The 6,069-nt window shown below is 62.5% G+C and carries 3 protein-coding genes; 2 read left to right on the top strand and 1 reads right to left on the bottom strand.

The window, feature by feature from the left end; translation table 11 throughout:
* Nucleotides 1-5 precede the first annotated feature (5 nt).
* Nucleotides 6-1,058, bottom strand: a complete 1,053-nt coding sequence (lipA, locus tag ACESMD_RS14875; RefSeq protein ID WP_372614500.1) for a lipoyl synthase — start codon at nt 1,056-1,058, stop codon at nt 6-8.
* A gap of 233 nt (nt 1,059-1,291) precedes the next feature.
* Between lipA and ACESMD_RS14880 the strand changes: the two genes are divergently transcribed.
* Together ACESMD_RS14880 and topA are read left to right on the top strand one after the other, a co-directional pair.
* Nucleotides 1,292-3,751, top strand: coding sequence for a DUF3141 domain-containing protein (locus ACESMD_RS14880; protein WP_372614502.1), 2,460 nt, complete (start codon nt 1,292-1,294; stop codon nt 3,749-3,751).
* Between the two features lie 265 nt (nt 3,752-4,016).
* Nucleotides 4,017-6,069: type I DNA topoisomerase (gene topA / locus ACESMD_RS14885; RefSeq protein WP_372614504.1), on the top strand; the 2,053-nt coding region annotated here is incomplete at its 3' end.

The following is a 6,069-nucleotide window of genomic DNA, read 5'->3' on the forward strand; positions in this document are numbered from 1 at the left end:
GGCGCTCAGCCGACATTGATCGCCTGGATGCGGTCGGGATCGGATGCCTGGCCAGGCACCTTGGTAGGGGCCGCCAGGCCGAGGTTATTCTTCTCGAAGACCCGGTCGGCTCGATAGCTGGAGCGAACCAGGGGGCCGGAGGGTACTTCCATGAAGCCCTTTTCCAGCCCGAGCACGCGGTAGCGATCGAACTCCTCGGGCGTGACATAGCATTCCACCGGCAGATGATTGCGGGTAGGCCGCAGGTACTGGCCGAGGGTGACGATATCCACCCCGATGGCCCTCAGGTCATCGAAGGTCTCGAGGATTTCGGCTTCGGTCTCACCGAGACCAAGCATCAGGCTGGTCTTGGTGATGACATCGGGACGATGGCGCTTGGCATGGCCCAGGACATCCAGTGTCTTGCGGTAGCCGGCGCGCGGGTCCCGCACCCGGGACGTCAACCGCTCGACGGTTTCCACGTTCTGGGCGAAGACTTCCAGGCCGGAATCCACGACACGCTCGATGGCGCTGGGATCGCCATCGAAGTCGGGTGTGAGCGCTTCGACCACGACCTCGGGCGTATGGGTCTTGATGGCACGGATGCAATCGGCATAGTGAGTCGCACCGCCATCGTCCAGGTCATCCCGGTCCACGGAAGTCAGGACCACATAGCGCAACCCCATGAGTTCCACCGACTTGGCGGTGTTCTCGGGTTCCTCGGCATCCAGCCATCCCCTGGGGTTGCCGGTGTCCACGGCACAGAAGCGACAGGCGCGTGTGCAGACCGAGCCCATCAGCATGATGGTCGCCGTACCATTGCTCCAGCATTCACCCATGTTGGGACAATGGGATTCCGCGCAGACGGTGCTGAGGCGGTGGGTGGCGACATTCTTCTTGACCGCCTCGAAGCGTTCCCCGCCAGGGATCTGGGCACGTAACCAGGATGGTTTACGGCCGAGTGTATTGCTTTCCTCGGCCTGATGACGCAACTTCATACCATCCTTGATCACGGCCATGCCGTGCTCGTTGCGAAATTTCTCGCCACTGGCTACGCGTTTCGGGGGGGTTGTGCTCATTGAGGTAAGCCTCTCTGCCTGCTCGACGACCGTGTATTTTTGACAACGATACCACAGCATCCGCCGCACCTGACAGGCGCGGAACGCGGCATGAATCATCCCTCGGCGGGTTTCCCCATGGCGGGATTGGTACGAGGAGGCTCGAAGATCATGTGGATGTGCGCTATATTGCAATGCAGCAAGATACTCAAACCTGTGGGCGTTCGACGCTCACGAAATGCCAGGAGCTCTAGATGAATCCCCTGATGCCGACACCACCGGCAGCCATGCTGCCCATGCTGGATCCGTTCGGTTTTGGACGGGCGGCCTGTGATTACTGGCGCGATGCCTTTGAGCGTAGCGTACTCTATATGGATGTCATGCGACTGCGTGGCAACCAGTATCTCGAGCACATCGAGAAAACCAAGCCCAATGTGCTCGGATTCGAAGCCGAAGTACTCAAGGATGGCCGTGACCTGCCGCGGCCGGTCAATTATGAACTGCTGAGGATCCTGCCCCTCGAGGGGGTGGAGATCGACCTGCAGATGCGTCCATTCGTCGTAGTGGATCCCCGTGCCGGTCATGGGCCGGGGATCGGTGGCTTCAAGCCCGACAGCGAGATCGGCGTTGCCCTGCGTGCCGGGCATCCCTGCTATTTCATCGGCTTTCTGCCCCATCCGGTCCCGGGCCAGACCGTGGAGGACGTGGTCGAGGCGGAAGTCGCTTTCCTGCGGCACGTCATCGAGCGTCACCCCGAGACCTCCGAGAAGCCCATGGTAGTCGGCAATTGTCAGGCTGGCTGGCAGATAATGATGGCAGCGGCGCTGGAGCCCGATATCTTCGGTCCGATCCTCATCGCCGGCTCCCCGATGTCGTACTGGGGAGGCGAGCACGGCAAGGCGCCGATGCGCTTCGCCGGTGGCATGTCGGGTGGCAGCTGGATGACGTCCATGCTCAGTGACCTGGGGGCCGGCCTCTTCGACGGGGCCTGGCTGGTGCAGAATTTCGAGCGACTAAATCCGGCAAATACCTGGTGGGGCAAGCAGTACGGACTCTATGCCAATGTGGACACAGATGCCGAGCGCTATCTGGAATTCGAGCGCTGGTGGGGTGGTCATGTGGTGCTGGGCGGTGAGGAAATCCAGTATATCGTCGATAACCTCTTCATCGGTAACCGCCTCTCCACCGCACAACTGGTGACCTCCGATGGTCGCCGAATCGACCTGCGCAACCTGCGCTCCCCCGTGGTGGTGTTCTGCTCTCGCGGGGACGATATCACGCCCCCTGCCCAGGCCCTGGGCTGGGTGCGTGATCTCTACGAAGGTGTCGAAGATATCATCGCCAATGAGCAGACGATCGTATATTGCGTGCATGACACCACCGGTCATCTGGGCATCTTCGTCTCGGGCAGTGTCTCTCGCAAGGAACATACCGAGTTCACGGCCAACATGGATTACATCGATGTCCTGCCGCCGGGCCTCTATGAGACGACGGTCTCGGCGGCGGCCGACCGGACCGATGCCAAGCTCATCGAGCGTGACTATCTGCTGGAATTCTCGACCCGGACCATCGATGAACTGGATGAGGTGGTGCAGCACCGCCCCGAGGATGATACCCGCTTCGCGACCGTGGCACGGATCTCCGAGATCAACCTGGGGCTCTACCGCAACTTTCTTCAGCCCTGGATCAAGGCCATGGCGACCCCGGATTCGGCGAAGTGGATGCGACGCATGCACCCCAATCGTCTCGGTTATCGGCTGCTTTCAGACCGTAATCCCTTGATGGTGGGCGTACCGGTGCTTGCCGAGAGGATTCGTCAGGACCGACGTCCCCTGGGAGGCGATAACCTCTTCCGTTCGCTGGAGGGTATCTTTTCCGACCAGGTCTACCGTGCGCTCAACGCCTGGCGCGACCTGCGCGACAGCTCCACAGAGCGGCTGTTCATGGACATCTATGGCCAGCCGGTACTCCAGGCCATGGTGGGTCTCGGTGGTGATGCCCATGTGCACCGTCGTCGCCCGGGTGCCGAGCCCGAGCACCGACGCTTCATCGAGCGTCGCCGGGCCGAAGTCCGGGACCAGATCGAGAAGGGCGGCAGCCACGAGGCCGTGATGCGTTCCGTGATCCACGTGATGGGGGGCGCCCCCGCCACCGATGAACGTAATTTCAATCGCCTGCGTGCCTCGCGTGCCGAACTCGAGCCGGAGATCCAGGTGGCTGACTTCAAGCACCTGATGCGCGAGCAGTTCTTCATTCTCAAGCTCGACCGTGAAGCCGCCCTGGAGGCTATTCCGACCCTGCTCAAGGGGCAGACGGCGGAACAGATCGACGACTACCTGGCGCATATCGAACATGTGCTGGCGGCGAGCGGCGAGTTGTCCAGCCACGCCGCGGATCGGTTTGCGCGTATCCAGACACTCTTCCATCGAGCCATCGATCGCGCTCCCCTGCTGGAGCTCGAGGCGCGGGCCGATGCCGAGGCGGAACTGGTCACCGAGGCCCAGGCCGAGAGTGTTGCCAGGGAGGAAAGCGAGACCATGATAGAAAGCCTTCCGCCCGAGGGGGCAGCATCTGGGGATCCTGTCGCGGCGCCTGCCAACCAGGCAGCGGACGTAGCGCCGGTGCCCAAGAAGCGCAAGCCGAAGGAGACAACGGCAGGACAACCCACTCGCCAACCCCGCAGTCGCAAGGCGAAGACGTCCGACAGGGATTGATGCGGACGAGAACGGCTGACGGCACCCCCGATCGTTCACCCGCCGGGGGTGCAGGCGTGTCGGTGGCATCGTCATCTCTGCCGTGATCTCGCGTTCGGCAAGTGACTCCCGCGGATGACGACCCCTGCTGCGACTGGCGCCTCGCAGGTCGCTGGGGTAGGGTTATCGCATTTTTCAACCTCCGAAAGGCCCGCTGGCCGCGGAGGACGATTCGTCAGGTACGGATGCCGAGGTGTCCGGCCATGCATAAAACGTGTGGAGCACTATGGGCAAGTCACTGGTCATCGTCGAGTCGCCTGCCAAGGCAAAGACGATCAACAAGTATCTCGGCAACGATTTCATCGTGAAGTCGAGCGTGGGCCATATTCGTGACCTGCCGACCAGCGGCTCCGGCAAGACGTCAGCCGACCCCAAGGAACGCGCACGCCAGGCGGCCGCTACCCGTAAGCTGTCGCCGGAGGACAAGGCGGAGTACAAGAAGCAGAAGGCTCACGACCAGCTTATCCGTCGCATGGGCATCGACCCCGAGAACGGCTGGGAAGCCCACTACGAGATCCTGCCGGGCAAGGAAAAGGTGGTGGCCGAACTCAAAAAGGTCGCCGAGAAGGCCGATACGGTCTATCTCGCCACCGACCTTGACCGGGAGGGGGAGGCGATCGCCTGGCATCTTCGTGAGACCATCGGCGGCGATGATATCCGCTATCGGCGGGTGGTGTTCAACGAGATCACCAAGAACGCCATCCAGGAGGCCTTCCAGGATCCCGGCAGCCTCAACATCCCGCGGGTCGAGGCCCAGCAGGCGCGGCGTTTCCTCGATCGGGTGGTCGGTTTCATGCTCTCGCCCCTGCTCTGGGCCAAGATCGCCCGGGGCCTCTCGGCCGGACGCGTGCAATCGGTGGCCATGCGCCTGATTGTTGAACGCGAGCGCGAGATCCATGCCTTCGTTCCCGAAGAGTTCTGGGACCTTCATGCCGATCTCGTCTCCAGCGACGGAGAGCCGGTGCGTTTCGAGCTGGTGCGCCAGGACGGCAAGGCCTTCCGGCCCACCTCCGAGGCCGAGACACTGGAGCGCATCGCCGCGCTCAGGAAGGCCAGCCTCTCGATCACCGCACGGGAGGACAAGCCGACCCGATCCAAGCCCAATGCGCCCCTGATCACCTCCACGCTGCAGCAGGTGGCCAGCGGCCGACTGGGCTTCTCGGTCAAGAAGACCATGACGCTTGCCCAGCGCCTCTACGAGGCTGGCTACATCACCTACATGCGTACCGACTCAACCAATCTGTCCAGCGATGCCGTGGAGACGGTTCGCCAGTTCATCGGTGACGAATTCGGCCCCCGCTATCTGCCCGAGGCGCCCAACCGCTATTCCAGTCGTGCGGGCGCCCAGGAGGCCCACGAGGCCATTCGTCCCTCGGATGTTCATCGCCAGGCCTCGGACCTGGCCGGCATGGAACGCGATGCAGAACGCCTCTATGAGTTGATCTGGCGGCAGTTCGTCGCCTGCCAGATGACACCCGCGGAGTATCTTGCTTCCACCCTGACGGTGGAGGTGGATGGCTATGAATTGAAGGCCAAGGGACGCGTGCTGAAATTCGATGGCTACACCCGGGTGATGAAGCCTGCCGGCAAGAACGAGGACCAGACCCTGCCGGACCTGGAGGTGGGAGAGCCGTTGACCCTCGAGCGCCTCGACCCCCAGCAGCACTTCACCAAGCCGCCGGCACGTTATACCGAGGCGAGCCTGGTCAAGGAACTGGAGAAGCGTGGCATCGGACGTCCTTCTACCTATGCCTCGATCATCTCGACCATTCAGGATCGCGGTTACGTGGCGCTCGAGAATCGCCGCTTCTACGCCGAGAAGCTCGGCGACATCGTCTCCGAGCGGCTCAAGGAGTCCTTCCCCGACCTGATGGACTACTCCTTCACGGCACGCATGGAAGACAGTCTCGATGAAGTCGCCGACGGCGAACGCAACTGGCAAGAGTTGCTCGATACCTTCTACGCCGAGTTTCGCCAGGAGTTGGAAGTGGCCGAGAGCGAGGCGGGGATGCGTCCCAACCAACCGGTGCCTACCGACATCGACTGCCCGAGTTGCGGGCGCAAGATGCAGATTCGTACCGCCTCCACCGGCGTCTTCCTGGGCTGCTCGGGCTACAATCTGCCGCCCAAGGAACGCTGCAAGACGACCATCGACCTCCTGCCAGGCGACGAGGCGGTGGCCGCCGATGCCGGCGAGGAAGCCGAGACGGATGCCCTGCGCGCCAAGCACCGCTGCCCCAAGTGCGGCACCGCCATGGACAGCTACCTCATCGACGAGA

The sequence above is a fragment of the Halomonas sp. genome, from assembly GCF_041689495.1.
Taxonomy (GTDB): Bacteria; Pseudomonadota; Gammaproteobacteria; order Pseudomonadales; family Halomonadaceae; genus Halomonas.